The organism is Clostridia bacterium, from assembly GCA_017394805.1.
Taxonomy (GTDB): Bacteria; Bacillota; Clostridia; order Christensenellales; family CAG-1252; genus RUG14300.
In genome coordinates, this window is record JAFPXC010000013.1 from 46,263 (window position 1) to 72,965 (window position 26,703).

Consider the following 26,703-nt stretch of genomic DNA (forward strand, 5'->3'; position numbering starts at 1 on the left):
GGAGACGACGTCTATGGATGAAAAAGATATTAAGACTATTAAAGACTTGAAAGATGCAAAGGATGACTTGAACAAGATGGATGAGATATTGAATGATACCAATAAGTTTAGGGCACATTCCAATAAGGTTTATCATGAAATAGCGGATAAGATTGAATACTTACCGTTTATAGCCGTTGAGAGAGCAAAATACAAACTTCACTATGGGGATATTCCTTTTGAAAATGTAACGAATTACTGGGCAAGAAGAAAGATAATCACTATGTTGCGTCAAGCTGTATTGGCGTATATCGAGGTAGAAACGGGCAAAAAGGTGACGGAGGATAAATAAATGCCGACGCTGGAATGGATAGGAAAAGATAAAGTCATAAACCATCATCAAGAAGTGCCGTATCGGATTCTTGATAAAAAATACACATACAATGCCGAGTCGTCCGAGAATATGATTATTCACGGAGATAATTTGCTCGCGCTAAAATCTCTTCTTCCGCAGTATGAGGGGCAAATCGATTGTATTTACATTGATCCACCATATAACACGGCTCACAGCACAAACAACAATCAAAGATGGGTTTACAATGATAATGTGGATGATCCGCATATCAAGAAGTGGCTCGGAGAAGTGGTTGGAGATGAAGGAGAAGACTTGTCTCGCCATGATAAATGGCTTTGTATGATGTATCCAAGGCTGAAACTTTTACAAAAACTGTTATCCCCATACGGGCGTATTTTCATTTCAATAGATGAGAATGAATTATACAATCTAAAGAAAATATGTGATGAGATCTTCGGGCCAAATTGTTTCGTTGGTCAATATATGTGGTACAAATCTGCAACACCGCCAAATTTATCATATAAAATTAAAAGGAATTTAGAGTATGTGTTATGCTATGAAAAAGAAAAAAATTCGTTAAAGTTTTCTGGAGTTCAAAAAAATAGCGCAAGCGATGATCCTTTTACAAAACCGCAGAATTCATATAAAATCCTAACCTTTCCTGTTGGTTCAATTCATTATAAAGGCAACGATGGGACGATAAAAGCAGGAATATATGGGACGGCAAAATTTCCCAATAAGCTGTTGGATGATCTTGTAATTGAGAATGGCGTTAATACAAATGCGGTTCGGTTTGAGAACAGATTTATATGGGTACAGGAAACATTGGAAGAAAACATCCGCAACAATACAAGAATAAACTTGTCGAAACAATTGGTTTTATCTTACAAAAGAGCAAATTATGATGCAGAAGTGCCGCCTAACCTTATAGATGATACAGTTGGAGTATCCACAACTGAAGAAGCTGGAAAAGAACAAATAGCGATTTTCGGGAAGAAAGTCTTTGACTATCCTAAGGACAAATCTTTAATAGAGTATCTTATCCAGTTTGTAGATAAGAAAGATGCTATTATCCTTGATTCTTTTGCCGGTTCCGGAACCACAGCACACGCTGTTTTGGATTTGAATAAGCAGGATGGCGGCAACAGGAAGTTCATCCTTGTGGAAATGATGGATTATGCCGAAACCATCACTGCCGAACGTGTTAAGCGCGTAATAGCCGGTTATGGCGAGGGCAACAAGGCGGTTGCGGGGCTCGGCGGTGACTTCAGTTATTATGAACTCGGCGAACCACTTTTCAAAGAAGACAAAAACTTGAATGAAGAAGTTGGTGAAGACGAGATCCGCAAATACGTCTATTATATGGAAACGAAACTGCCACTCGAAGTAGGCGCAGACGATAATCGCTATTATATGGGCAAAGCCAATGATACGGCGTACTATTTCTATTACGAAAAAGACAAGCCCACAACGCTGAACAGAGAGTTTCTTTCAACGGTGAAAACGAAAGCAAGCGGATACCTTATTTATGCGGACATTTGCGCTTTGCCAAAAGAAACACTCGATAAAAACGGAATTGTTTTTAAGAAGATTCCGCGAGACATTAAGAAACTGTAAGAGGTGCTTTTATGGAACTGAAAAGATTTCAAAGAGATGTAATAAACGATCTCAATCGCTATTGTGAACTGTTGAATACGACCAACAGCGTTTCGGGTGCCTATACAGAGTTTTGGGCGGAGAAAAACGTTCACGTCGGATTCGGTGCGATTCCGCCTTATAAGAACACGATAGAAAACACGCCACACGTTTGTTTCAAAGTGCCAACAGGCGGTGGCAAAACCTTTTTGGCGTGCAATGCGCTGAAAACCATTTTTGACAACTTGCCGAGCAAGAAAGCAAAGTTGGTCGTTTGGCTTGTGCCGTCGGAAGCCATTTTAACGCAAACGCTAAAAAACCTTTCCGATCCGTCGCACCCATACCGCCAAAAAATAGAAGCACATTTTAACGGGCGCGTACAGGTATATAGCAAGCAACAAGTTTTGGACGGGCAACAGTTCAATCCTACGACTTTAAACGAGCAACTTTGCATCGTCGTGATGAGTTTTGATAGCTTCCGCATTCGCAATAAAGAAGGCAGAAAAGTATATCAAGAGAACGGCAACCTTCAACCATTCGCAAAGTTTATCGAAACCCCCGACACTTTGATCGACAACGTGGACGAAACCGCGCTTATTCAAGTGTTCAACCAACTTTCTCCAGTTGTAATCGTGGACGAAAGCCATCACACGACGGGTGATCTCAGTATTGAGATGCTTAAAAATCTCAATCCGAGTTTTATTCTCGATCTGACGGCGACGCCGCGCGCAAACAGCAATATCATTTCTTACGTGGATGCGGCGCAGTTAAAGGCAGAAAATATGGTCAAGTTGCCTGTTATTGTCTACAACCGCCCTTCGCAAGAAGAAGTGATCGCCGACGCGTTGGATTTGCGAAACAAGTTGGACGAGTTGGCGCAAACGAAAACGGACGGGAGGTATATCCGACCTATCGTATTGTTTCAAGCGCAACCCAAGCAAGCGGAAAACGTAGAGACGTTTGAAAAGTTAAAGAAACGCCTAGTCGATAACGGTATACCCGAAGAAGAGATCGCAATCAAGACGGCGGACATAAACGAACTCAAAAACGTAGATTTGCAATCGCCCGATTGCAAAATCAAGTATATAATCACGGTTAACGCATTGAAAGAAGGTTGGGACTGTCCGTTTGCGTATATCCTTGCAACGCTCGCGAATAAGACTTCGACTGTGGACGTGGAACAGATTTTGGGACGTGTTCTAAGGTTGCCTTATACACAACAAAACGAAAGTAAGTTTTTGAATTTGTCTTACGTTTTGACGTGTTCTAACGACTTTCATACTACGATCACAAAGATTATTAAGGGTTTGAACGACGCGGGCTTTAGTGAAAAGGAATATCGTATTGCCGAAGAAATGCCGGCTGTCGCACCTGCGCCGGAGCTTGTTCAAACGCAAATGCAACTTGACGATAATAGCAACGAAGAGGAGTTCTTGCAGTTTGACGACGACGCTCTTAAGAGTATTATGGAAGAACGTAAGAACACAACGGAAACGACGTCGGCTATTGACACCATGCTTTCCGGTGCAGAAGCAAGCAGTGACGCTTATGACGAAGCGATGAAACAGGCGACGGAAGAGCCTGCCGGCAATTTACCTTTGGAGGTGAGAAGTAAAGTGACTACCTACCGCATGTATGAACAATTCAAAGATGAAGCATTATCTCTTGAGATCCCGCAATTCTTTATCAAAGGATTGCCAAGTCTGTTTACACTTGACGATCCCGACCACAAAGATTTGCTTACTAAAGAAGAACTGACGAATGGTTTCACTTTGAAAGATAAGGACGCAACCATTGATTTCAGCGCGGCGCTTGAGTCCGTCGTGGAAGTCGACGTTCAGAAGAACGAAAAACCAAAATACAGGCAGATGTCGGATACGGAAAGCGAATACTTTAAGGGTATGCTCAAAAATATGCCGCCTGAAAGCCGTGTAAGAACGTGTAAAGGCACTATAAAAGGTATTTTGGAAAAGATAGATTGTGTTGCCAGTAGTGATTTGACGGCGTATATTGATCGCATTGTTGAAAATATGAACGGTGATGAACTCGCCGCGATGGAAAAGAATTTGTACGGATATGCAATGAAGATCCGTGCTAAAATCGAACGTTTGATAGACGAATATCGCGTACAACGATTTAAACTTTTGATTGAAACGGGTACGGTAGAATGCTTGCCGTCGTTTCGTTTGAGCAGAGAGATCAACCCCGGGAAACCTTTCGGCGCGTTGGATAAATCTTTGTATGCCGAAGAGCAAGAAGTAAACGGATTTGAGTTGAAAGTGATAGAAAAAGTCGCTTCTTTGCCAAACGTTAAGTGGTGGCACAGAAATATGGAGAGAATGGAGTTCTATATCAACGGCTATCTCAACCATTATCCCGACTTTATGGTTATGACCAATAGCGGAAAGATCGTTATGATCGAAACGAAAGGAGAGCACTTAACGTCCAACGACGACAGCCGCGCCAAGGCGGAACTCGGCAAGAAATGGCAAGATTTAGCCGGTGCGAAATATCGCTACTATATGGTAAGTGCCGAACCTATTGCCAGCAATCCCGACGCTACGGCACTGGACGCTTTCCTTAGGATAATGAAGGAACTGTGATACTTGAGCGAAGAACTCAATGATTAAATCTATGGAGTGAGATTAATATGTATTAATTTATATAGAAATAATGATTAAGGAGAATGTATGAAAAGACCTTTTTTTAAACGAATAAATATAGCATTAACTGGTGGGTGTACAATAGTTATTGGATTAATTATTAATTTGTTATGTTGGATTTTTGATGCTAAAACACTAGTTCCATTATGGATTGTATTTATCATACTTTTAATATGTTATTTGATTATAATAATAGTTTATGCGTTATTAAAGAACCCCAAAACAGAGATGTACAGACTTCCAGCAGTAAAAACAATATATTTTGAAGATGCTGATCCTGTTTTTATAGTTGAGCCAAATGAATTATATGGGCAAGGAGCTTTAGTAACAATAGTTTTTCAAGCAGATGAAGATAGCATTGAAACAATTTTAGGAGTTGGATTTATAGAAACTATTAATGACAAGCAATACAGACAAATAAGGTTTTATGAGAGATCAAAAAATGAAAATGCACAAGAGAAACTAAAATTTTTAAATCAAGATCATAGAAAATGTATTAAAATTAAACCGTATGTGACTAAACAAATATTACAAGATAAGGAGTGATAAAAATGATTATTGCAAAAGTAATTAAAATTATTGATGAGTATCAAGTCGTTATTAATAAAGGCATAAAAGCTGGAGTGAAGAAGGGCGATAGATTTTTGGTCTATAAAATAGGAGAAGAAATGAAAGATCCGGATACGAACGAAAGTTTAGGAAATTTGGAGATTGTATGTGGAGAAGCTGTAGCGAAACATGTTCAAGACAAAATGACGACTCTAGAATCTGATTTGTATGAAAGCAGTGCAACAAAAAGAATAATCCAAAAAGGAGGCTACACGTCACTTTTGGGATCTCAAATTGAAGAAATAGAAAATCCAAGACAAATAAGAAAGCCTTTAAAAGAAATATCGACGGAGTGTGTTGTTAAACAAATAAGCTAATATAATTTGCCTAATAAAGACTATTTATTGTGAAAACCATCTTATACACCTTTGCCGATGGGCATAAAGAAGAATTGGAAGTAACGGACGAAGTCGCGGCGGTCGTATAAAAGTAGAACGAGTAAGAGTTAAGCGAAATAGGAGAGTGTCTCAAAACGAGGCACTTTCTTTTCGTCTAAAAAATTTTAATAAATTTTAAATTTGTAACCCCTTAAATGCTATTTTTTGCCCCTTTATTATAGAGGGACAAAAAAAGTTTCGGGCGCAACCTTGAATTATTGCAATTTTTAACCCTTTTAAGTAGAGAGAAAAAATTAACTTAGGGACTTAATTATTCTTCAAATTTAGCCCTTTTAGGTAGAAGGATAAAAAAGTTTGAAAAATAACCTTATATTTTCTATCAAAATAGCCTGTTTAGCATCATTTTATAAAAACAAGTCAACCAGAAGGCTGACCTGTCTTGTTTGGCGTTCCCGGCGGGAATCGAACCCACAGTCTACCGCTTAGGAGGCGGTTGCGTTATCCTATTACGCTACGGGAACATTTTTTTAATTTTTTATACCGGTTTTTATACCGATTTTGTTTTACTATTTACATTTTACCGCAAAACACGCATTTCTGAGCATATTTTGCTATATATTTTCCGTTTACAGCGGATAGAGCGCTCCCTTAGGAGGCGGCCGCTCTATCCAACTGAGGTACACGAACGCGCGCAAGTGTATTGTAGTACATTTGGGCGGAATTGTCTACTAAATGAGGGGCAAAGGGACAAAAATAGGGGGAATGGACGCGAAAGACGGCTTCGGCGCGGCGCACGCGCGAACGAATACGCGCGTTAGCGCGAAGACATGGTAATAAAAAATATAGGGCGCATAAAATAGTGATTGACTAATGGCACGCTTTGGTATAAAATGGATATGACCGAGCGAGTCTCGGGCACAATACGAAAATCTTTTATAAGGAGAATATTTTTATGGCAAAAATCGTAAACGTGCATGGAAGAGAAGTTTTGGACAGCCGTGGCAATCCCACCGTGGAAGTCGAAGTGTTGTTGGACAACGGCGTGAAAGGTCGCGCCATCGTGCCCAGCGGCGCCTCCACCGGTGAAAGCGAAGCGTTGGAACTCCGCGACGGCGACAAAGGTCGTTATCTCGGCAAAGGCACCTTGAAGGCCGTGGACAACGTCAACAAAGTGTTGGCTCCCGCCGTCATCGGTCTGGAAGCGACCGACCAAGTGTTGGTGGACAACACGATGCTCAAATTGGACGGCACCCCCTTCAAGAAGAACTTGGGCGCCAACGCCATCTTGGGCGTCAGTTTGGCCGTGGCACACGCGGCGGCCGCGTCCCTCGGTATGCCTCTCTATCGCTATATCGGCGGCACCAACGCCAAGGTCATTCCCACCCCCTGCATGAACGTCATCAACGGCGGCGCACACGCCGAGTCCACCGTGGACTTCCAGGAGTTCTTCATCATCCCCGCGGGCTTTGACACCTTCCGCGAGGCGTTGAGAGCGGGCGTCGAGTGCTTCCACGCCCTCAAGAAAGTGGTCAAATCCAAGGGCTACGAGACGGGCGTCGGCGACGAAGGCGGTTTCGCTCCTTCCTGCGCGCACGGCAACAAAGAGCCTTTGGCGCTCATCGCCGAGGCCGTAGAGAAAGCCGGCTACAAGTTGGGCGAGCAGATCTTCCTCGGTATGGACGTGGCTTCGAGCGAGTTCTACGAGGGTGACGGTATGTACAACCTCAAGAAGTCGGGCGAGGGCAAGAAGACCACCGACGAAATGATCGCTATGCTCGAAGATATGGTCAAGGATTATCCCATCATCACCATCGAGGACGGTTTGGCCGAGAGCGATTGGGCGGGTTGGAAGAAACTCACCGAGCGCTTGGGCAAGAAGATCCAGTTGGTCGGCGACGATCTCTTCGTCACCAACCCCGAGTTCGTCAAGAAGGGCATCATCAACGACACCGCCAACTCCGTGCTCATCAAGGTCAACCAAATCGGCACCCTCACCGAGACCATGGACGCCATTCGTTTGGCGCAGACCAACGGCTACACCTGCATGGTGTCTCACCGTTCGGGCGAGACCGAGGACGTCACCATCGCCGACCTCGCCGTGGCTGTCAACGCCGGCCAAATCAAGACCGGTTCGGCCTCCCGTACCGACCGTATGGCCAAGTACAATCAACTCCTCCGCATCGAAGAAGAGTTGGGCGACGAAGCCGTCTATCTCGGCCTCAAGGCTTTCGCCAACCGCAAGTTCTAATCGGTTCAGCCTTCGTCGACGAGCCCTCTTCCGAGGCGCTTTCCGACAAGCATTCAACGAATTCAAAAATATCCACGGCACCTCGCCGTGGATATTTTTTGCGATTTCAATTGTCTATGTTTAATTCGGATGGAATACAGAAAAGATCATTTGGCGTAATATCGTATAATTTGCACAGCCTCAGAATCTGGTCATAATTCAATTCGAATACACCTGTTTCAAAACGAGAATACTGTTGTTGCGTCATAAAAAGAACAGTGGCCACTTGCTTTTGCGTCATGCCGCTTGCTTTACGCGCTTCCTTGAGATTATTCCCGATGTGTTTGGCCGTACTCATACTATAAATATATCATTTTGTGGTGTATTCATTCTTGACATACATCACAAAGTGGCGTAATCTAAATATGTATACCATTACATCTGCGCTCGTTCATAATTAACGTTCGGTTATGCATTTTGGCGTAATATCAGTGAAAACCATATCGGTAGATCAACAAAGGAGAGAAAAAATGAAACGGAAAAAGAGTTGTTGTCTTGTAGTTCTGTGCGTCATCGCTCTGTTGTTCGCAACGGTAATGTTCGTCGGTTGTAAGCACACGAAGACCAATACCCCCAACGCCCCCGTAGTCGACCCGGGGCAGGGAAGTACCGAAAGCGGAACGGAAAATACCGTTGTGCCAACGCCGACGCAATACAAATTGCAAGTACTGTCAACCAATGGCGGCAGCACGAATCTGGCTGAAAAAACATTTGACGCGAATGGCATAGTCACGGTGGTAGCCTATCCCAAAGAAGGCTTTTATTTTACGGGCTGGTATTCGGATGATTATTTCCTGTTAGGCACGGACGTATCGTTTACGTTCAGTATTAACTCGAATACCGTGCTACGCGCGGTGTTTGCGGAAAAGACGCAACAGGTCTCGGCAAGTATGTCTGACGAGAATGAATTGCTACATTGCAGCGGTGATTTTTCCGTCGTCGTGTATTGTCCCGAAAAAGAGGCCGATACATATATCCGAGAGCACCTAAACATATACGATGAGTACTACCTAACGGAAGAAGGTTCCGTCGTTGCAGGCTACGAGAGCTATGCGAACAAGGGCTTGGGCCAGATAGATAATATCAACGGCAATTTGTACGTCGTACACCCCAACTCAAACTACGATCCGAGCGGTGCGTATCTCGCCAAAGCGGACGGTAACGTTTCGATACTGAAAGAGTTTACGAAAATACATAACAGCAATCTGGCAATGGCGTCGGACCCCTTTGAAGATGACGCAACTTTAGATGCGGAACAAGGCGTCGGCGAAATGGCTTTTTCAATAGATAACACGCCGCACACGAATATTGTACTTGATGAGAAAGTAGTTATATATTCCTATAAGGGCAACCCGAATGCCAACGGGAGCAATGTGGACGGGTGGATTCTGGAGCGCATCGGCGACGGTTTAACGATGCGTGATTATTATAATTCGTTCGTCGAAGACGAAGAAATTGCTTCACAGTATAATGAGGTCCCCGGCGGTTTCATTACGGGGAACATCGAGTATAGACGAAATGGCGTCAAAAAGACGTTAAAGGTCGGCGATATCGTGGGATTCGGCGGCGGGATCGTGCGCGCTTCGGATAGGCGCATATCTATTGATCAGATTAGTGAACAGACCGTTTTCGGCAGGGTAAAGGACATTCGATATTTGGGTGATACCATCAATCCCGATTATCTAAATAAGGTGTCCGGTGTTGCCGAGTATCCCTTGATATTCGTCGAATTGGAGATGGCGGACGAGAGCGACGTGTTTGCCGAACTTGACGTGTATCAGGAGACCGAAGTGGAGATGGAAAAGTACTTCAGTCCCGACGATCCCACGTTGATCGAAAACGCGAAACTTGCGTTGTACGAAAACGAGGAGTTTCATTCTTTCTTGGCTTCGGCGCAATTGGCTGTGGACAAATACGCAAAAGATAACGGATATGCTTCAGTGCAGAGCACAAAGTCTTTTTTGGACAATTTGAAAATAACGCCCAAAGTTGAAATTAAAGATTACGCGTTGATTTTGACGATAATTGGAGAGTTGAATATAGATTTCGGCAAGAAGGAAGGGCAGTTCGGCAAAGCGGGCGGCAAAGTGGAGATCAAATTCGAATTGAAAGAGAAGATTGCCATCGGGTTGCAGTTTTCTTGGATCAAAACGGCTGGCATAAAGAAAGGATTCGAAATAAGGTATATTCAAGATGAAGATACTACATTTACTTTCGATATCAAAGTAACGTATTCCGCAACTACGCAAAGCAGTATGTTCCTCATCAATGCCGCCACGGGGTGCATTCACAAAGAGGGATGCTGGCACATTAAACAGATGCTCGAGTCCAACAAAATCTATTCCGATAAGACATTGACCGAACTGGAACGCGACGGCTATTATCCGTGTGGTACGTGTATGGCCAAAGAGAAGAAGAAGTATCTCGAAGATGGCAAATACACCGACCTGGTCGCCACGGAAGAATTGAATCAGAATTTTGCCGCGGCCATGAGTTATCGTGATTATGGAGATACGGTCGGCGAAATTCGCAATATATTAGGCAAGGCAACGGAAGGAGAAGGCTCTACGCTCAGTTCAGACAAGGAGTTGGGCCGTCTAACGTATAATTACATCTTGACCTTCAACCTTAAGTTCTATATCCATATGTCCTTCAAGTTCGAAGCGACGTTGCATTATGAACATCATGTTGTGAAGCATACCGTGAGCGGCGCGCGTATATCGGTCACCGACGGATTTCATACCATATACGAACGCGAATCCGAGACAAAATCCCAGTCGCTTACGTTGACGGGAAAAGTTGAAGTAAAGCTCGGCGTCGGCGTAGAATTGTCGGTCAGTACGCCTTTGGGCTCCATCGGTGTCGGTATTTACGGCGAGTTGGGCGTATATGCGGAATTGTCCGGTATATTGCATGTATCTATAGACGGAGATAACTATGCGGCGGCATACTTCGAACTGGGTATATACTACGACGTTGGGATAAGATGGCGTGTGTTATGGTTGACGGGAAAGAACAGTCTGTGCAATGGCAAAATACCGTTGTTACGCATGGGTAACAACAAGGTAATATACGGCTATCAATACGATATAGAAGAGGTACTTGTTTTAGGCAATGAGAACAAGCGGCAGTTCACGTTGGATGGAGACCTGCAATTAATGGGCGTCAAGACGATGTCATTGCCATCGTTTTCCGAGGGAACGGAGACGCTTGATCTGTGGAATAGCGATATATACGACGTTACCTTGATGTTGAGCGATCTCGGTTCTTGGTTCGAAATCGTTGAGATATCCGTAGACGGACGGTCCGATCGCACACAACGGGTATTGCAAATCAAGCGAGGCGCACCGTATGGTGAGACCTTTGAAGACGTGCTGACCATACGAATAGAGGCAAAGAATAAAAAATGGGCAAAATTCGACGACAAAGCGCCTTCACCTTCGGTGCAATTGCCTACAATACAAGTAAAAGTAATTTGTGCGCTCAATTGCGCCGAACACGCGCTGATGTATCTGGCGGAAGAGCCCGCCTCGTGTACCGAGACGGGATTGCAAAGCGCCGTACGGTGTATGAGGTGTCGCAAAATGTTTACGGACGCTACTCCTCGCGTCGAGATCGACAGTCGAGAGGTCTTGCCCGCATTGGGCCACGCCCACTATGAGTTGGCCGCGCAAAACGCCACGTGCATTTCGGACGGACTGAGCAGCGGAACGCAATGTTCCCGCTGCGGCGAGATTCTCGTTGCGCAGACCGTAATACCGGCGAAAGGGCATACACCCGCTGCCGAGTGGACTGTGATAGAAGCCTCGTCTTGCACTTCGCAAGGCCGTGAGTATATTTGTTGCACTATGTGTAATCGCGTGTTGACCACGCGGTCGATATTGCCCACCGGACACACCTTGGATCGTACGGAGCCGACGTGTACGGACGGGGTACATTGCACCGTATGCAAAAAAACGATTTGTGAGCCTAATGGACATACCGAGGTGGAAACGACGCTGAATGAGGCGACGTGTACAGGAGAAGGGCACACTCGCAAATACTGTCTGATATGTGATTACGAAGAAATTGTGACGATCCCGCCGTTAGGCCACATGGACTATGCCGATTCGATCAAGAACGGTGCGTCCTGGCATTACATCAAAGAGGAAACGTGTATGGAGGAAGGCGAGGTCGAGTACACCTGTATTCGTTGTGAGGCGCATTTGCGCGCCACACGCCCCGTTGTCCCGCACAACTACGGCGACTGGTTCGTCGTGCTTGCCCCGACTTGCACCGAGGATGGATTGCAACGTAAGGTCTGTATATATGGCTGCGGCGATGTCGGCGGCGAGATGGTGCTGCCGGCTACCGGCCATAATTGGACGGGCCGTGTGGTGGAGCGAGAGCCGAGTTGCGAGCAGGACGGCGTTATTTACAAGGAATGTGTCTCGTGCGGCGTCCGTGAGTACGAAGACAGCCCTGCTTTGGGCCATCTGAGCGGCGGAGCCACCTGTACGAGGCCGGATACCTGCTCTCGTTGCGGCGTCATATTGTCGGCGGCGTTGGGGCACGACTGGAGTGTGGTCGTATCCTACCTGGAGCCTACGTATACGGAAGAGGGACTGGAGATTAAACAGTGTTCGCGTTGCGACAGTGTGTACGAGCGTAAGATACCCTGCCGTGACCAGAGCGATCACGAGCACGTGTGGGCTACCGTCACCGTACTGACCGAACCGACCTGTTTGGAAGAAGGCACGGGACAGCGCGTGTGTACGTTGTGTCCGCGGACGGAGAGTGTGGTCATCGATCCGTTGGGACACGACTGGGCGGATACCGAAATAGTGGAGTCCACTTGCGAGGAAAGCGGGTATTCGTTCCATACCTGCCGTCGTTGCGCCGTCTCCGAACGGTTGGCTACGACTGCACCCAAAGGGCATACGAGCGTTACCGAGGGTAAAGCGCCAACCTGTACCGAAGACGGATATACGAAATCGGTATGTTCGGTCTGCGGACAACAACTGAACTTCGAAACCAAGGCGGCTTTCGGCCATCATTTCGTGGAAGATCACATCGAGATGGAGCCTACTTGTATGCAAGAGGGGAGTAGGATCGAGAAATGTACTGTCTGCAATGAGACGGCTGTCCGCACCATTCCGATGATTGGGCATGAAATGGCGTACGTCGAAAGAGTGGAACCCACCTGTACCTCTGATGGCCACATGGATTATCATGTATGCACGATGGGATGCGGAACCGCTTTTTATAGTCGGGAAGAAGGCGGCGTCCATATACAAGGGGAGCCGATCATCGTGGATGAGGGCCATACGCTAACGGAAATGGTTACATTGTATGCGTATGCCCATGAAGGGTATGAGGTTGTAAACGAGCACTGCCACTTCGACGCGAACGGAGACCTCGTACAAGGCTATCTATATGCTTATTGCTCGAAGTGCGATACGTACTTTAAGATTCAGGACGGTGAGTTGGAAGACGCCACTTCATGGGAAAGCGCGGAAGAGGCCATCGCGGCCACACAACACGGCGGTGCGTATATGCACGTGATGGATGGCACCGGGAGTTGCAATCACTGGGCTAAGATGGAACTATCCTGTCCGCAATGCGATCCCAAGAGGCGAGACGCGACGGAGGCGGATTATCGTTCCCATCGAGGTACAGTGGGCGGCTCGGCCAACTATGGTATGCACTTGGGGTACAATGGCAATTGCGAGTGCGGAGCAACGCTCGGACTGTTGTTCGACGAGACGGACGAGGTGTGTGTCGTCCGCGGGATCGGCAGTGCCACGCTGACCGATGGGACGCTGGTCATCCCCTCGTCCTATATGGGCAAGCCGGTGGTGGCGATACGAGACGAAGCGTTTGCCAACAACAATGAATTACGCACGTTGATCATTCACGTTGAGCCCGAGTGCTGTATCGCAATCGGCGACAAAGCCTTTGCGTCTTGCTCGCAATTAGACCGAGTGGATATATTGACGCTCGTTGAAGGCGAGTGGGTGATCGCCAAAGATATCGCAACGGCAAGCGCTTACAATGTGTTGTTCTCTGGTTTTAACAATAGTCCGTTTAAGGATTGTCCTGTCCGCGAAGCCCATATTCCCGCTTCCGTTATGTGGTCATTGCAACGGTCTACGATGCGCACGCTCAAAGTGGTCGGTGATGTGCCCGCTAATACGCTGGCATTTTCTAAATTGACAAGTTTGATTGTGCGAGACGGTGCGATTGGATCCGGTGCATTCCAGAACAATAAGAGTCTCGGCTTCGGCAATCTTATTCTGGAAGGCGTCACATCCATCGGTGCGTCTGCCTTTAAGGGTTGTACCGGGCTTTCGCAGGTCAAGCTCCCCGACACGTTGGTGTCCATCGGCGAGGCGGCTTTCAGTGGTTGCTCGGGGGTGGAAAGGATCGACTGGGGTGACAATGAGAATGAACTCATCATCGGCGTAGAGGCGTTTGCGGGATGCAAGTTAAGCGGTGAACTTACATTGCCCGCTAATACCAAGTCTATCGGCGAGCGTTGCTTCAAAGACAACCAGGATTTGACGACGGTGACTGTTCCCTCCGGCGTGGATAGCATCGGCATAGAGGCGTTTGCGGGGTGCAAAGGAATAACGACCATCACCCTGCCTTTTGTCGGCACGGAGCGCAATACCCGAAGCGGCAAGTACTCTCTCTTTGGCGCTATCTTCAATATGGCTGCCCCCGATGATGAAAACATGTCGGAATATACGAACGCATATACGTATGATTCGAAGATCATCAACGACGGTTCGAGTGAGTGGAGATACTGGGTACCAAATGCAACAATTAATGTGATTTTGAATAGTGTTTGCGAATTGCCCGTAGGTGCGTTTATTCGATGCTATCGGTTACAAACAGTCTCTTTGCCGACAGGTATAACGGCCATTCCTTATGACGCGTTCTGGGATTGTGCGGAGTTAACAGAAATCCGTATCCCCGAAGGTGTAGAGACGATCGGCGATCAGGCATTTGAAATCTTTACATGGTCGGAGAACACTACGCCGATCTACTTAAGTTTGCCTGCGTCTTTGCAAACGATCGGAAAGAAAGCCTTTGGCAACAGATATACCATAAAATCGGTTACATGGGCCGATGGAATCGGCGCGAATATGATTGAAATCGGCGAGGCGGCTTTCTGCGGCTGTGCGGGGCTTGAAGAGATGACGATCCCGTTCGTCGGTGGAAAGAAATTCGCGTTGGCAAACGACAAATCGCATTTGTTTGATTATATCTTTGGCGAAGAAGGGTATTTTGAACAAAAGTTTTACAACAAGGATGGTGCCTCAGTGACGTCTCAATATAATGCAAGAGATAAATTCGAGCGGGTTGATTCGTATTATACCGGTTCCGACTGGGGTGGTGATAGATATATTCCCAAAAGTTTGACATCCGTCACCATCGTCGCCGGTGTGACCTATTACGGCGCGTTCGAACGTTGTACGATGATTAAGAACTTGACGCTGGGAGAAGGGTTTACCTCCCTCGGGGATAGTACGTTCTTTGGTTGCAGTGGCCTTATGTCGATTTCCATACGGAATCCTAATATCGCTTTTGGCTCGAATCTTACGCCTTTCCGTGACCTTCAACAGAAATTGACGATAGATATCTATGAGTCTGGGCAGAAACGATACACTATCGTCAAAGAGGGATCGGATTCGCCGATAACCTGGCAGAATGCAAAAGCCGCCGCCGAGGAGAAGAAAGGCTACCTTGCCTCCATCACGTCTTCCAAAGAAAACGGGTCGTTGCTGCCCCTTATTCAGGCGCTTGAAATTAGCCTTTGGATCGGCGCGACGGACGAAGGGACCGCAGGCAACTGGCGTTGGGTGAACGGAGAGTATTTTGAATATAACAATTGGGATGACGGCGAGCCGAACAATTCGGGCGGTATAGAACATTATGCGCAGATTAAATGGGGGTCCGGAAAATGGAATGATAACAAAAACGACGCCGCAATCTACGGCTATCTGGTGGAATATCCTTCAACCGAAGGCGGATTCATCCGCGATTTCGTCGGAGATGACGTGATACTTCTTGCGTACAGAGGTACCGATACGACGGAGTTGACGATCCCCGATGATATCACCGTGATCGGCGAATATGCGTTCGCGGGACATACTGAGTTGACCGCCGTCACCATTCCCGCCACCGTGACCGAGATAGGAAACGGTGCGTTCAGCGGGTGTTCGTCTTTGGCATCGATGACGCTTCCCTTCGCGGGCAAGTCGATGACGGCATCCGAGGGCTACGACCAAGTTTTCGGATATATCTTCGGATATACCGTAGGAGAAGAATCGACCGAAGCGGCTTGTATCCGTGCCGACAATGTATCCTATTATACTTCGCGTAGCGAGAAGATCGACGGCAAGACCACGACTATCTATACGCCGTATGTGTACGGTATACCCGCATCTTTGCAATCCGTAGTGCTCTCGGGCGACGTCGATGGCGCCATCGGTACTGACGGTACGACGAAGGGGAGCATTTTCCGTTGTTGCGCCATTACGTCGGTGGAATTCGGGCCCAACGTGAAATATATCCCCGATTACGCGTTTTATAGATGCGGTGGTTTGACCGAGGTCACGATACCCGTCCATGTGGAACGTATCGGTCAACGTGCTTTCTATTATTGTAGAAATCTGTCAAGTGTCGCGCTCAACGAAGGCTTGATACAGATCGACTACGGTGCATTCTCCGATACGGATGCGTTGAATACGATCATTATTCCCCAATCCGTTACGACTATCGGTTCGTCCGTATTTGCCGACGATATCGGCAGTTGGAACACGCACTTGACCATTTACTGTATGGCCTCCGAAAACGGTGCGGACTGGAACAGTCAATGGAACAAGGATATGGCCGCTCTGAGTTACAAAACGATAGAAACCTGCTATTACAGCGAGGATGAGCCGACCGATTTGGATCCCGATAAAAACTATTGGCACTATGTCAATGGGGCGATCCGGATGTGGCCCGCGGTGCAGGAATAGTTCCCCCGTTTGAAAGGATGGGAAACTCGCTTCGTGAAGCGTAGCGATTGCAGTGTTCCTACGGGACGCTCCGTTGAAAACGGAGCGCAACGCAAAAAAAATATCCACGGCACACCGCCGTGGATATTTTTTGCCTCATACGTATAGGGGGTATTCGGTACCGTCAATCGCCCGCGTCGTCCGTCGACGCGTTCGCCGTCGCGCCGTCTGCGGCGTCACTCGACGGCACGGTTTCTTCGGCTTGGGCGCGCCTGAGGGCGAGGTCTCGGTGCATTTGCTCCTTGACTTTGTCGTCTATTTTGTAGCGAAGAATGGGGAGCATAGAGAGCAAGCACCCCACGCCGGGCAGGGTGACCGAGGCGGTGAAGACGATATTCTGCATACGGCGGGTGATGGGAGAGCCCACCACGTAGCCCGATATGGCGATCATCAATATGCCGAATCCCACGGCCAACGCCGTAGAGATTTTGGTGGCCATAGACAATATGGCGTAGTCTACGCCCTCGCGGCGCTCTCCCGTCTTCCACTCCTGGTAGTCAATGATATCCGCCGTCATGACCATAGGCAGGTAGCCGTGCGTGCCGTACATATAGCCGATAAAGAAATTCATCGTCCACAGCATAACGAGAGCGGGCAGACCGCTACGCATGGCGTGTCCCGCGGGCAGGGCGAAATAGAAGACGGTGCAGGCGGCGGCGACGATGAAGCCGTACAGGGCGAAGACGATAAATGTCTTGCGCTCCCCCCACTTCTTATTGATGAAGGGCACGGTGACGAAACTGACCATAGAAGTTACCGCCGAGGTAAGCCCCGCCACCCAGGTGGCGTTGGACGCGGGATCCAACGGCTCGCCCCCCGCCAATAGCGTGGACAGCACGGGCACGTACACCTTGCCGATGAGGACGGCGCCCGTCTGCACGACGATGGTGCCCATCATACCGCGCGAGAAGCCGATGAGTGCCGAGATAAACAGTAGCCGCATCAACTTGTTGCGTTTGAGTTCCACGAACATTTCTTTGGCCGTGACCGTATGGTGCGAGTAACTTTGCACGCGCTCTTTCGTCACGAAGAAGTTGAGCGAATACAGCCCCGCGCCCAGCACGAAAAACACCAAAGCGGTTGTCAAATAGTAGGTACGTACGTAGCCTATATCGTCACTGTTCTTGTTGGTGACCGCCGTCAAAATGAGCATAATGAAGGTGACGAACACCCCCGGCACCGAGCCCGCAATGCTCTTGAGCGTATTGGTGATGCCCGCCGCTTTGTTGCGCTCGTGCGAGTCGGGCGAGAGCAAAGGCAGCAGCCCCTGTCCGGGGATATCGGCCAAGGAATAGGCGATATTCCAGCATACCGTCGTCAAGGCAATGTAGGCGTACATCACCCATTTGCCCGCGCCTCCGCCAATGCGGTCGAAGGGGATATAGATGAAGATGACGGTGGTGAAGAGGGCGATGGGCAAGGTGCCTATGCCTATCCAGGGGCGCACTTTGCCCCGTTTGAAGTGGCTGCGGTCAATGAGGGAGCCGATGAGGGGATCGGCAAAACAACTTATCAACTTGGCGGCAAGGGTGACGAACGCCACCACGTAGAGGATATTGGCGTCTATCCCCGAGTACATATCGCGGTAGAATTGGGTTTGGAATCCGTTGATATAGCCAGCAAAAAGTTGCAGACCGCATATACTCACGCCGTATATCATGGCCCGCGCCGTGGTTAATTGTACGTTTTGCCGTTGCGCTCGTTTCATAATCTACCTATACTAATGGTATCACGACTTTTGGAAAATGCAAGATTTTTTTGTGAAAAGCCGTGCAAAAAATGCAATAAACAGTTGACGATAGATTGTTTTTGTAGTACAATAGCAATGCTCGTCTGGGTGTAGCGCAGCTTGGTAGCGTGCTTGAATGGGGTTCAAGAGGTCGGAAGTTCAAATCTTCTCACCCAGACCAAGGAAAAGTGTGATTTGTGCATCAAATCACACTTTTTTTCTATTCGCCCATCGGGCAAGATATGTTGCGCTATGCCGAGAGATCCGGCCGCGAAGATAATGCGATCGTTCGGTTGACGCCGAAAAAGGGGATACGTAGGGCGGAATACCGTGCCATCGAAAGCACGGACGAACGGCGGAGCGAGGCCGAGAACGGCAAAACGACGAGCGAGGTAGCCGCACCCTTTCCGCAGGCGACGAGCGCACGATTTCGAGGGTATCGCACGAGGTTTACAATGGTATATCCTCGGCCCGATGGGGGCGAGGGTATTTTTTACGCCGCCGCCATACACAAAATATAGTGGTTTTGCGAAAAGAAAGGTACTATATATGGCGGTATATGAATAATCATACAAAAAGCGCAAGGATAGTCGGGCAAAAAGCCAACTTTTGGCAAGGCCTTGACAAACGCCCGACGAATATGGTAATATGGAAATAGCCTATTTAATAGGTTTATAGTATAAAAACATAAAGGAGGAATAAAATATGTCTTCGAAGAAAAACAAAATCTTCAGAGCGACCTGGTTTGTCGCGATCATCGCCGTGGTGTTGATCTGCGCGCTGGTCCTGTCTGCCTGTAACAACGGTCAGCTCGATCCCAGCAAGATCCCCGACAACGGCAACGGTACCGTGGACAATGGCAACCAAGCCGGCAATAACGGTGAAACCGCCCAAACGGGTGATGACGCCAACAAACAAAACAACGGTGAAAACACCAACTCCGGCGAGCAAGGCGGAGAGCAAGGCGGCAACTCCGGCGAGCAAGGCGGAGAGCAAGGCGGCAACTCCGGCGAACAAGGCGGAGAGCAGGGCGGCAACTCCGGTGAACAAGGTGGAGAGCAAGGCGGCAACTCCGGTGAACAAGGTGGAGAGCAAGGCGGCAACTCCGGCGAACAAGGCGGCGAGACCGAAGTCAACCTGAACGTCGCGTTCGACCAGAACTTCGTGGTCAACGCCGGCAACAAAGACAGCATCGCCGACATTGCGAGCGCTCTCAGCGTAGAAGTCGTGGCTGCCGACGGCACCACGCGCCAAGTGCAATTCACGGTGAAGAGCACGGCGGTCAGCGAGGACGGCCTGTATCTCGAAGTGGTCGTCGAAGCCGAAGGCGTGGAGAAGACCATTCAACTGCCTTATGTGGCGGAAGAGGAGCCCGAGATCCGTGCGGACCTCAAGCCCATCTACGACCTGATCGCGGCGGAAGGCGACAAGTCTTTCGTCCTTAAATTGTCCGGTCGCGCGCTTGCCAATGCCGAAGCCGAGCCTAAGGCCATCACCCTCAAGGCCATCTGCAACGTGCTGGAAGAGGAAGGCGTTCAATTCGCTTTGTGCAGCGAAGGCGATAGCACCAAAGTGCTGGTCATGTACAAGGACGGCGAATTGATTATCGGCGACGCCAAGGTCGACGTTTCTATGCTCGTGGCGCGTATCGCGGCCATGTTGCAAGGCGGCGAAGAAGAGTTGGTACTCGAAGCGGGCGACGATGAGATCGAAGTCGGCGAAGGCATCGAGGGCGGCGTGGACTTCGCTTTCGACGAGGAGTTGGGCGACGGCCTGTTTGAAGGTTTCCTCGCCATCTCCGAATTGCTGAACAAGCTGGACGGCGTCCTTGCCAATCCTTTTATGATGGCAAGCATGAGCGCGTATGACGTCACGCTCAACAAAGCGGACGGCATCTATACTTGCGAGGCCACTTCCAAGACCTTGCTGAGTTTGCTCAAATCGTTCGCGTCTTCCGACGAAGAGGAAGAAGGCGGCTTCGATTATATGGCCATCATCGACTTGTTGGACGCCCGGTTGGACGGCGCCATCACGGCGGGTGACATCAAAGTACACGTTACGCTCGAGATCAAGGCGGACGGCGTGGAAGTCACGGCCTATCTCTCTAACGCCAAGACGGGCGCTTCCATCGGTTTGGCCGCAGAGTTGACCGTCGCGGATCACGCGACCGAATTGCCCGAGGCGGACAACGCCGAGGCCAAGGACGTGGAGTTCACGTGGACGTTCGCGTTGCCCGAGAACGACTTCAGCGTCATGTTGGACGCGTATCTGCATACGTCGGATATGTTTGCCGCAGAGGACAAAGATATCCTCACCGCGGAGATCAAATACAACGGCGAAGTCTCTCTTGTGCGTTTCGTATTGAATAACGGTTATGTCTACCTTGACGTCAGCGGCCTTGTCGAGTTGTTGGCGGTCGAAGAGGTAGAGGAACCTCAATACGTGGCGTTCTACCAAGCGTTCGAGTTGGACGGCGAGCCCGCCACCATTCTCGACCTATTGTTCGACGCCATCGCCAACGGTTTCGGCGGCAATTATGAAGAAGACCCCTATCCCTATCCCATTGATAAGACCATCGAAGGCGATGACCAAGGCGACTACGACAAAGAATTTGTTGATTACGACGTGCGCATCGTCAGCGGCGATGAGTTGATCGTTGCCATCGGCACCACCGAGGCGGAGTTCCGCAAGCTTATCGAGGTGTTCTCCATTGACGAATACGGCAATGAGACCATCATCGAAGACTACGTCATCGAGGAATATGATGCCAGCGAAGCGGGCGAGACCAACGTGAAGCTCGTGCTCAGCGAGGAGTCGGCAATCGGCCTCAGCTTCATCGTCTACAATCCCGAATTGATGAAACGCACGGGCATTGACGGCTATGCCGACAATGCGGCCAAAGGCGCGACGATTGACGACGTCAAAGAGAGCTTGTACGTCTATTATATCTATTCCGACGGCACGTCCGAATGGACCGAAGCGTGCAGCGAGTACGTCGTAATTATGGACGGCGAAGAGGTTGCCGCCGATTTCGCCTTTGTCATGGGCGGTGATTACGATTTCACCGTGCAAAGCGGCGACTTTACTTGTGAGGTCACATTGCACGTGTACGATCCCGAAAACCTGATTCCCGTGGACCTCGAATGCTTTGCCGGCATTACGCTCGAAAAGGGCGCTACGGAGGAAGACGTGCGCGAGATGATCACCGTGACCATCGTCTATGACGACGGCAGCAGAGAGGACGTCGATGATTATACCATTGAAGGTTTCGAAGTGGGTGCGACGGACTTCTTAGTCTACTACGGGGATTTGAAACAGGTCGTGACCGTTGATTACGACAACGATGAGCCCGTACCCGTCTACAACGGCGATGAGGACGAAAAGGAAGACGAGGACGGCGGTATCTTGGCTACGCTAATGAAGGTGTTGCCTTATCTGCGCTTCGTGGATACTTCCGCTGACGATATGCTCTCCATGATCATGGGTAGCATCGAAAACGTCAAGGGCATTTTGGAAGAGAACGGCGAATTGTTCGAGCAAGTGTTCTCCTCCGAGGAGATCCCGGATGGCGTTCGTGCGTTTACCGTTGCGTTGAACAACGCCGAAGACGTTGACCTCGTGGCTATCCTCAACCTCTTCGTGGGCATCCCCTCCGAGGACGGTTTCGTGGACATCGACGAGAATTTGCTGCTCGGCTATCTCGCAGAGATGAGCGACAACGAATACGCGCCCGACGTTAAGGCCATCTTCCGCAACGTGGTCGGCGTCGAACTCGAGGACGTTCTCTCCGATCTGTACTTCACGTTCATCGTCGATACCAACGAGGGCTTGCGCGTCACGTTCTCGCTCGGCAACGGCGCCGATGACGAAGATTTGGTAGAGTACGTTTCGACGAGCTTCGGCGTGAGGTTGGTCTCCGCCGAGGAAGTGGAGCACGTGGTCCTTACCGAGGATGAGATCGCCAATGCGCAACCCTTCGAGAATATCAAAATGACGGCTTTCGGCATTTTTGCGGGTTTGATGAACAAGATCATGTCTGTTGAGCAAGATGACGCTTTGGTCTATGTGGGCGTGGATATCGCGGAGAAGGATAACGACAATTATGAGTTGCTTGCCGAGTACGTGTGTGCCCAACGCATCACTTTGTATCAAGACGGCACGTTCGAGTGTATATCCGATAAGACCTTTATGGGCACGGATCCCATCTATCTGGGTGAGATGGAGCAAATCAGCAAAGGCACCTACGAATTTACTGCGGACGGCGTCACGTTCTCTATTACCGGTTATAGTTGCAACGGGGAGGAACAGGTATATGATGAACCTTTCGTGCAGGAATGCACTATAGAAGATAATACTATCATTATACTTAGCAACTCTCCCTTCGGTGAGTTTACCGCCGTCTTTGCGATGTTGGATTTGGAAACTCTCAAATAATCGTCAAACGACGACAAAAAAAGGGATTGCCTCGTGCAATCCCTTTTTTTGTCGGAGAAATTGTCGCATTGCGCCATCTTGAACGTAGTCGTCAAGACGACAAGTCGAAAGACCTTATCGGTGGGATATGGAAGGAATGCTAAAATCAAAAACCGCAACTTGCCGTAGGCGAACTTCACTCAAGGCTATGCCTTGAACTTCACTTGCGAACGCAAACTTCACTTCGCCGTATGCGAAACTTCACTGTTATTTGAGGCAACTCAAATAATTACAAGCCCAAAAAATCTTGCAGGTTTTTGGCAAAAATCATCTCGCGTTCCTCTTCGGTGAGAGGTAGGCGCAGGAATCGTTCTATCTCCTCCGCGGCGCTCCACATAGGGTAGTCGGTGCCGAAGAAGTAGCGGTCTGCGCCCAGGTCGTGGATACGCTTTGCGGCGTCTTCGGGTTTGAACCAAAAGAGCGAGGACGACGTGTCGTACCATACGTTGCTAAGGCCGCGGTAGCAGTCGTAGCCCCAATCCCAGCAACTCCAGGCGCCGAAATGCGCGCCGACGAAGCGGACGGTGGGATATTCCCGCGCCATTTCGGCGAGATATTGGGGGTGCGAATAGTCGTATCGTTTGTCGCCCGTATGCAGTAAAAAGGGTAGACGTCCCCCCACTACTCGGTACATTTTCTGCGCCGCCTCGCCGTTTATCGCAAACTTTTGGAAGTCGGGATGCAACTTGATACCCTTGAAACCTTTGGCGATGGCCTCGCTGACGGCACGGTCTATTTCGTCCTCGGTGAGGTCTTGGTGCAAGGTCATAAAGGGGATAAATTCGGGGTGCTTTTGGGCTTCCTCTTCGATGAAGCGGTTGATAGACGCCACCTGGTGAGGCACGGTGGCCACCGAATGCACCAAAAAGCGGCTGATACCCGCCGCCTTGCCCTCTTGGAGCAAGGTCTCGGGCGTGCCGTCCCCGAACATGGGCACGTGGTAAAAGTCACCGATGGCCGAGGCGGCCTTGACGGCGATCTTCTGCGGATAGATATGGGCGTGGCAATCGAAAATGGTGTACATAACGCTCCTTTGCGCTTTTTTAGCGGCACGCAATAATCTTAGCACATTTTTCTTCGAGCGCAAAACGTTTGACGCCCTTAGGCAAAAATAATCGAAAAAGTGTTTTCCAACGCAAAAAATATGCGAAATTGATGGAAAAATGTGCCCGCAAGCGCCATAATTCTTTGACTTGACTTTTTTCATTATGATAATATTGATATATGCACAAATTCGTGAACGCCCGCGCGGGGCGGTGCGACAGGCGTGCGCACGTAGTTTTTTTGGAGGAACGTATGGCAGATACGGAACGAGAAAAGCGGGCGGAAATAGCCCTGAGAATTCGTGAGATGCGATTGATCTTCGGGTACACCGAGGCCGAAATGGCCGAGAAGACCGAAGTCGGTCAAGCGGAATATCATCTATATGAGTTGGGGGAACTGGATTTCCCCTTTACCTTTCTCTACAAATGCGCCCATATTTTCGGCATAGGCATTACCGACCTTTTGGAAGGCCGTAGCGCCACGTTGTCGAGTTATACCGTCACCCACGCGGGCGAAGGACAGGTCACCGCCAAGGAATACGGCATCGACATTCAAAACCTCGCCCCCATGTTGCGCAACAAGATCGCCGAGCCGTATTGGGTGCGCTACGAATACGTGGCCGAGCAGCAGGACAAGCCCATTCACCTCACCACCCACCAAGGGCAGGAGTTCGACTACGTCCTCAAAGGCTGTATGAAGATACAAGTAGGCGACAACGTGGAGTATCTCAAAGAGGGCGACAGCATTTACTACAACAGTTCCACCCCCCACGGCATGATCGCGGTGGGCGGCACCGAGTGTTTGTTCTTGGCGGTCGTCTTGCCCGGCGAAGTGTCCACCGAGGCCGAGATACGCGACACGTTTCTCCCCGCGCAGTCCAAGACCACCCGCAAGTTGGTGGCCTCCGACTTCGTACGGGTGGTCGAAGACGAGCACGGCTACCCCGAGAAGGTGACCTTCTCGGGTGAGGAGCGGTTCAATTTCGCCTTTGACGTGGTGGACGTCATCGCCCGCCGCACGCCCGACAAGTTGGCGCTTCTGCATATAGCGAAGGACGGCGTCGAGCGCCGCTTCACCTTCGAGGATATGCGCGTCGGTTCCAACCGCGTGGCCAACTATCTCAAGTCGGTAGGCGTCAAGAAAGGGGACAAGGTCATGCTCGTCCTCAAACGCCACTATCAATTCTGGCTGACCATTTTGGCCCTGCACAAGTTGGGCGCGGTGGCCATTCCCGCCACCAACCAACTGTTGGCGCACGATTTCGAGTATCGCTTCAACCGCGCCGAGGTCAGCACCATCGTGTGCACCGCGGACGGCGACGTGGCGCACCAAGTGGAGTTGGTGGAGCCGAGTTGTCCCACGTTGCAAAACAAGATTTTGGTGGGCGGCAAGCGCGACGGCTGGCGCGATTTCAACGACGAATATCCCTTGTTCGATTCCAATTTCGCCCGCACCGAGGATTCGGCGTGCGGCTCGGACGTGATGCTCATGTTTTTCACGTCGGGCACGACGGGCTATCCCAAGATCGCACAGCACACTTTCACCTATCCGTTGGGGCACTACGTCACGGCCAAATATTGGCATGGCGCTCTGGACAACGGCTTGCATTTCACTATCTCGGACACGGGTTGGGGCAAAGCCCTGTGGGGCAAACTGTACGGGCAATGGCTCGCGGAGGGCGCGGTGTTCGCGTACGACTTCGACCGCTTCGACGCCTCGGTCATACTGCCCATGTTCGCCAAATACCATATCACCAGTTTTTGCGCGCCCCCCACGATGCTGCGCATGATGATCAAAGAGGATATCGCCCAATACGACCTGTCTTCCATTTGGCACATGACCACGGCGGGCGAAGCGTTGAATCCCGAGGTCTATCGTCAATTCCAAAACCTCACGGGGTTGCAGATTCACGAGGGATTCGGGCAGACTGAGACCACCCTCACCATCGCCAACCTCTTGGGCAAGGGGCATAAGATAGGCTCGATGGGCAAGCCCACCCCCGCCTACGATATCGTTTTGTTGGACGCGGACGGCGCCGAGATCACCCACAGCGGTGAGATCGGCGAGATCGCCATCAAGGTGGGCGACAAGCCCCCGTGCGGTCTGTTCGTGGGCTACTATCACGACGAGGAGAAGACCAAAGAGGTCTACCACGACGGCTTTTACCACACGGGCGACACGGCTTGGCGCGACGAGGACGGCTACTATTGGTACGTAGGCAGAGTAGACGACGTCATCAAGTCCTCGGGCTATCGCATAGGGCCTTTCGAGATCGAAAGCGTCATCATGGAGTTGCCCTACGTGTTGGAATGCGGCGTATCCGCCGCGCCCGACGAGGTACGCGGTCAGGTGGTCAAGGCGAGCATCGTCCTCACCAAAGGCACCGAGCCGACCGAGGAACTCAAAAAAGAAATACAAAACTACGTAAAATCCAAAACCGCACCGTACAAGTATCCGCGTATCGTCGTCTTCCGCGACGAATTGCCCAAGACCATCAGCGGCAAAATCCAACGCAACTTGTTATAAGGAGACATCGTGATC

The 26,703-nt window shown here is 49.6% G+C and carries 12 protein-coding genes and 2 tRNA genes; 10 read left to right on the forward strand and 4 right to left on the reverse strand.

Annotated features, from left to right (window positions below):
* Window positions 1-13 precede the first annotated feature (13 nt).
* From II896_03355 to II896_03375, 5 genes are all read left to right on the forward strand, one after another.
* A complete protein-coding gene (locus II896_03355; protein MBQ4443685.1) occupies window positions 14-331 on the forward strand; it encodes a hypothetical protein in 318 nt (105 codons plus the stop codon).
* Entirely contained in the window at window positions 332-1,951 is a 1,620-nt protein-coding gene (locus II896_03360) for a site-specific DNA-methyltransferase (protein MBQ4443686.1), read from the forward strand.
* Between the two features lie 11 nt (window positions 1,952-1,962).
* A complete protein-coding gene (locus II896_03365) occupies window positions 1,963-4,572 on the forward strand; it encodes a DEAD/DEAH box helicase family protein (protein MBQ4443687.1) in 2,610 nt (869 codons plus the stop codon).
* A gap of 87 nt (window positions 4,573-4,659) precedes the next feature.
* A complete protein-coding gene (locus II896_03370) occupies window positions 4,660-5,178 on the forward strand; it encodes a hypothetical protein (GenBank protein ID MBQ4443688.1) in 519 nt (172 codons plus the stop codon).
* A gap of 5 nt (window positions 5,179-5,183) precedes the next feature.
* Window positions 5,184-5,558: a hypothetical protein gene (locus tag II896_03375; protein MBQ4443689.1), complete on the forward strand. Its 375-nt coding sequence runs from the start codon at window positions 5,184-5,186 to the stop codon at window positions 5,556-5,558.
* Window positions 5,559-6,023: 465 nt separating this feature from the next.
* On the opposite strand, the gene II896_03380 is transcribed toward II896_03375, so the two are convergent.
* Window positions 6,024-6,100 (reverse strand) — tRNA-Arg (locus II896_03380).
* A gap of 431 nt (window positions 6,101-6,531) precedes the next feature.
* Here II896_03380 and eno point away from each other — a divergent pair.
* A complete protein-coding gene (gene eno, locus II896_03385) occupies window positions 6,532-7,827 on the forward strand; it encodes a phosphopyruvate hydratase (protein ID MBQ4443690.1) in 1,296 nt (431 codons plus the stop codon).
* Between the two features lie 106 nt (window positions 7,828-7,933).
* Here the strand turns inward: eno and II896_03390 are convergent, their stop codons facing one another.
* A complete protein-coding gene (locus tag II896_03390; GenBank protein ID MBQ4443691.1) occupies window positions 7,934-8,164 on the reverse strand; it encodes a helix-turn-helix transcriptional regulator in 231 nt (76 codons plus the stop codon).
* 172 nt (window positions 8,165-8,336) lie between these two features.
* Here II896_03390 and II896_03395 point away from each other — a divergent pair, with 172 nt between their 5' ends.
* Window positions 8,337-16,877: a leucine-rich repeat protein gene (locus II896_03395; protein ID MBQ4443692.1), complete on the forward strand. Its 8,541-nt coding sequence runs from the start codon at window positions 8,337-8,339 to the stop codon at window positions 16,875-16,877.
* A 163-nt stretch (window positions 16,878-17,040) separates the two neighbouring features.
* On the opposite strand, the gene II896_03400 is transcribed toward II896_03395, so the two are convergent.
* On the reverse strand, window positions 17,041-18,624 hold the full coding sequence (locus tag II896_03400; protein MBQ4443693.1) for an MFS transporter: 1,584 nt from the start codon (window positions 18,622-18,624) through the stop codon (window positions 17,041-17,043).
* 125 nt (window positions 18,625-18,749) lie between these two features.
* Here II896_03400 and II896_03405 point away from each other — a divergent pair.
* Together II896_03405 and II896_03410 are read left to right on the forward strand one after the other, a co-directional pair.
* Window positions 18,750-18,826, forward strand: a tRNA-Pro gene (locus tag II896_03405).
* Between the two features lie 524 nt (window positions 18,827-19,350).
* Entirely contained in the window at window positions 19,351-23,079 is a 3,729-nt protein-coding gene (locus II896_03410) for a hypothetical protein (GenBank protein MBQ4443694.1), read from the forward strand.
* A gap of 268 nt (window positions 23,080-23,347) precedes the next feature.
* Here the strand turns inward: II896_03410 and II896_03415 are convergent, their stop codons facing one another.
* The gene (locus II896_03415; GenBank protein ID MBQ4443695.1) at window positions 23,348-24,142 is read right to left on the reverse strand and encodes an amidohydrolase family protein; all 795 of its coding nucleotides are present in this window, start codon (window positions 24,140-24,142) and stop codon (window positions 23,348-23,350) included.
* A gap of 272 nt (window positions 24,143-24,414) precedes the next feature.
* Here II896_03415 and II896_03420 point away from each other — a divergent pair, with 272 nt between their 5' ends.
* Complete coding sequence (locus tag II896_03420; protein MBQ4443696.1) at window positions 24,415-26,688, forward strand: AMP-binding protein; 2,274 nt, start codon at window positions 24,415-24,417, stop codon at window positions 26,686-26,688.
* Window positions 26,689-26,703: the final 15 nt, after the last annotated feature.

What these genes read in the sequence shown, in the direction of transcription:
- II896_03355 (MBQ4443685.1), top strand. Translation starts at nt 14, where the DNA reads ATGGATGAAAAAGATATTAAGACTATTAAAGACTTGAAAGATGCAAAG.
- II896_03360 (MBQ4443686.1), top strand. Translation starts at nt 332, where the DNA reads ATGCCGACGCTGGAATGGATAGGAAAAGATAAAGTCATAAACCATCAT.
- II896_03365 (MBQ4443687.1), top strand. Translation starts at nt 1,963, where the DNA reads ATGGAACTGAAAAGATTTCAAAGAGATGTAATAAACGATCTCAATCGC.
- II896_03370 (MBQ4443688.1), top strand. Translation starts at nt 4,660, where the DNA reads ATGAAAAGACCTTTTTTTAAACGAATAAATATAGCATTAACTGGTGGG.
- II896_03375 (MBQ4443689.1), top strand. Translation starts at nt 5,184, where the DNA reads ATGATTATTGCAAAAGTAATTAAAATTATTGATGAGTATCAAGTCGTT.
- eno (MBQ4443690.1), top strand. Translation starts at nt 6,532, where the DNA reads ATGGCAAAAATCGTAAACGTGCATGGAAGAGAAGTTTTGGACAGCCGT.
- II896_03390 (MBQ4443691.1), bottom strand. Translation starts at nt 8,164, where the DNA reads ATGAGTACGGCCAAACACATCGGGAATAATCTCAAGGAAGCGCGTAAA.
- II896_03395 (MBQ4443692.1), top strand. Translation starts at nt 8,337, where the DNA reads ATGAAACGGAAAAAGAGTTGTTGTCTTGTAGTTCTGTGCGTCATCGCT.
- II896_03400 (MBQ4443693.1), bottom strand. Translation starts at nt 18,624, where the DNA reads ATGAAACGAGCGCAACGGCAAAACGTACAATTAACCACGGCGCGGGCC.
- II896_03410 (MBQ4443694.1), top strand. Translation starts at nt 19,351, where the DNA reads ATGTCTTCGAAGAAAAACAAAATCTTCAGAGCGACCTGGTTTGTCGCG.
- II896_03415 (MBQ4443695.1), bottom strand. Translation starts at nt 24,142, where the DNA reads ATGTACACCATTTTCGATTGCCACGCCCATATCTATCCGCAGAAGATC.
- II896_03420 (MBQ4443696.1), top strand. Translation starts at nt 24,415, where the DNA reads ATGGCAGATACGGAACGAGAAAAGCGGGCGGAAATAGCCCTGAGAATT.